Origin of the sequence: Thiomicrospira microaerophila (assembly GCF_000934765.1) — a bacterium.
Lineage (GTDB): Bacteria > Pseudomonadota > Gammaproteobacteria > Thiomicrospirales > Thiomicrospiraceae > Thiomicrospira > Thiomicrospira microaerophila.
Window position 1 is genome coordinate 1 of record NZ_JYNN01000091.1, and the last position, 2,872, is coordinate 2,872.

Below are 2,872 nucleotides of genomic sequence, written 5' to 3' on the forward strand. Positions count from 1 at the left end.
TAGGCAAATTGATCACGTGATAGCTCATGGGTTTTGCAGTAGTCGGTCTGTGTCTGTTCACTGCGTTGCCATTGATCAAGATGTGTGCGCCAAAAAGTGGCTTTTTTTTCATGATGCGTCCTTGGATTAATTGACGCGCTCATGATGGCAGATTTAGGATGGGGCGACTAGTATGGGTGCGGTCGGACGCTTACTTCAACCCAGCCCCGACGGACTAGCCCAAGCCTTTATCACCGGCGAAGACTTTATCGGCGACGACAACGTCTGCCTAGTGCTTGGCGACAATATCTTTTGGGGGCAAGGCTTCAGCCCAATCCTAAAACGCGCCGCCACCAGGCCAGCGGGCGCTACCGTATTCGGCTACCAAGTAAAAGACCCCGAGCGTTTTGGCGTCGTCGCGTTTGACGAAAACCAAAAAGCCATCAGCATCGAAGAAAAACCACAAAACCCAAAATCTAACTTCGCGGTTACCGGCTTATACTTCTACGACAACGATGTCGTAGAAATCGCCAAACAAGTTAAACCCAGCCACCGTGGCGAACTCGAAATCACCACCATCAACCAACTTTATCTAGAGGCAGGCGATCTAAACGTAGAACTACTAGGCCGAGGCTTCGCTTGGCTAGACACCGGCACCCACGAAAGCCTACTCGAAGCCGCCATGTTCGTCGAAACCATCGAAAAACGCCAAGGCTACAAAATCGCCTGCCTAGAAGAAATCGCCTGGCGCAAAGGCTGGCTCACCAACGAACAAGTCGCCCAAACCGCCAAAGCCCTATCCAAAAACGGCTATGGTCAATATCTAGCGGATTTGATAAACTGAACGCAATGTTATGACCTTTAATAATGAACAAGCAAAATACATTTCCGAAATCATCAAGATTGTTGCGATTGCGCAGTTTGGTTATTTTGGCTATAAATCACTAGAAACGCCAGATCATGCCATATTCTATATTTCTGGCGTCGTTTTTATAGCCCTATCGGCAATCGGCACTTTAATTTTAGGGCTTATAAAAGAGGATATTAAAAAATGAACGCAATGGACATAACTGTTTTAGTCGTTAGCATACTGGTTGGTGTATTAGGGCTTGCTTTTTATTTTTGGGCAAAAAAACAACACCACTAAAAACTCAAAACCAAACATTCAACACTCAAAATTAACCATTAAGAATTAACATGACCCCAGTAACCAAAGCCTATCTACCCAATAAAGACAAATACAAGTCTTACATAGACCGTATCTATGACACCGCTTGGCTCACCAATAACGGCACGCTATTGCAAGAACTCGAACGCCGCCTAAAAGAGCATCTAGGCGTAAAACACCTGATTCTAGTCGCCAACGGATCATTCCCTACAGCTCGCCTACAAAGCACTCGACCTAAAAGGCGAAGTGATCACCACGCCGTTTAGCTTTGCCGCCACCACCAGCACGCTTGCTTGGGAGGGGTTAAAGCCGGTATTTGCCGACATACACCCAACTTGTTTTAACCTCGACCCCAACAATATCGAACAACTGATTACCGAACACACCAGCGCGATAGTGCCGGTGCACGTGTTTGGCAACCCCTGCCAAGTCGAAGCGATACAAGCCATAGCCGACAAACACAAGCTAAAAGTCATCTACGATGCCGCCCATGCCTTTGGCACAAACTACACCGATCAAATGGTCACACACAAAGCGTATTAAACTACGGCGACATTAGCACCATCAGCTTTCACGCCACCAAACTATTTCATACCATTGAAGGCGGGGCGGTTATTACCAATGATGACGAACTCGCCAGAAAAATCCGTCTACTAATTAACTTTGGTATCACCAGCCCGACCACTATCGAATCGGTTGGCACCAACGCTAAAATGAACGAATTTGAAGCCGCGATGGGCTTATGCGTACTCGATGAAATCGACACCATCAAAACCGAACGCCAACGCATCTGGCAAAGCTATCAAACCGAATTACCACCAGGCCTGGTGCAATTCCAACAATGGAACCCACAAAGCCAAAACAACCACGCCTATGCGCCAGTGTTATTTGAAAGTGAACAACAACTGCTCAAAGTCGAAGCCAAACTAAAAGAAAACAACATCATCCCAAGACGCTACTTCTACCCAAGCCTCGATACGTTAGACTATTTGAAAGAACCTGTCATTGCGAGGAGCGACGCGACGCGGCAATCTCCAGCAACCAACCAGGCCTGCTTAATCTCAAGAGACATCGCCAGCCGGATTTTATGTTTACCCATCTACCCAGGCCTGGCCCCCGCCCAACAACAAACGATTTGTGGCATAATACAAAATCAAGTTGAAAACTAAAAACGAGGTCTGAACAATGGAAAGAGCAAAATTATCGTTTATAAAAAGTTTAGCCCATATAGAAGTTTGGCCGACTGGGGGCTATCAACAATATGTACCAAAAAGTAATGTTTCGGAGCGGTTAAACGACCATTGGACGCAAGTTGGAAAATATCTAAGCCGTGCCCTAGTGCAATATGAAGTCCAGCAAGCCAAACAAAAATGAACGCGAATACCTCATTGAATACAGACAATCCAACACAAGAAATGCAGCTCGTCAACTTAGTCGACGAGCTAGAGCAAGGTGAATTAACAACGGGGCAACAGAAGCAACTTGCAAAGTTACTCAGAAACTCACCGCCATCCGTTGTGATAACAGCAACACACCACCAAAGCTTTTCAGGGCCGATTCCTCCGCCAGAACAACTTAAACAATACCCTGAAGATGCTCGAAAACTCATTTTAGACATGGCCCATAAAGAACAAACCCATGCCCATAATATGAACGAAAAAGCCCTAAGCGGTGCGATTCAAAAAGACCGCCTAGGAGCCTGTCGGACTAATCAAACAATAATAT

Annotated in this window: 5 protein-coding genes and 2 pseudogenes; 6 read left to right on the forward strand and 1 reads right to left on the reverse strand. The window is 46.2% G+C overall.

Translation table 11 applies throughout. From position 1 onward, the window contains the following. The coding region (gene tnpA / locus NA59_RS15850) for an IS66 family insertion sequence element accessory protein TnpA (RefSeq protein ID WP_407701056.1) at nt 1-143 on the reverse strand (143 nt) is incomplete at its 3' end. A 50-nt stretch (nt 144-193) separates the two neighbouring features. On the opposite strand from tnpA, the pseudogene NA59_RS12575 reads away from it, so the two are divergent. The 6 genes and pseudogenes from NA59_RS12575 to NA59_RS12595 all read left to right on the forward strand — a co-directional run. Beyond that, nucleotides 194-823 (forward strand): annotated as a pseudogene (locus NA59_RS12575) (sugar nucleotidyltransferase); the annotation flags it as partial. 10 nt (nt 824-833) lie between these two features. Then, nucleotides 834-1,034: a hypothetical protein gene (locus tag NA59_RS12580; protein ID WP_044413476.1), complete on the forward strand. Its 201-nt coding sequence runs from the start codon at nt 834-836 to the stop codon at nt 1,032-1,034. A gap of 142 nt (nt 1,035-1,176) precedes the next feature. Next, nucleotides 1,177-1,690: pseudogene (locus NA59_RS15775) on the forward strand (DegT/DnrJ/EryC1/StrS family aminotransferase). Nucleotides 1,691-1,710: 20 nt separating this feature from the next. Next, nucleotides 1,711-2,316 (forward strand): DegT/DnrJ/EryC1/StrS family aminotransferase, encoded by a 606-nt coding sequence (locus NA59_RS15750; protein WP_269763858.1) that lies wholly within the window; start codon nt 1,711-1,713, stop codon nt 2,314-2,316. 16 nt (nt 2,317-2,332) lie between these two features. Continuing rightward, nucleotides 2,333-2,521 (forward strand): hypothetical protein, encoded by a 189-nt coding sequence (locus NA59_RS12590; RefSeq protein ID WP_044413479.1) that lies wholly within the window; start codon nt 2,333-2,335, stop codon nt 2,519-2,521. Continuing rightward, nucleotides 2,518-2,872, forward strand: a 355-nt coding sequence (locus NA59_RS12595) for a DUF2335 domain-containing protein (RefSeq protein WP_044413482.1), incomplete at its 3' end; no start/stop codon positions are given. The genes NA59_RS12590 and NA59_RS12595, both read left to right, overlap by 4 nt.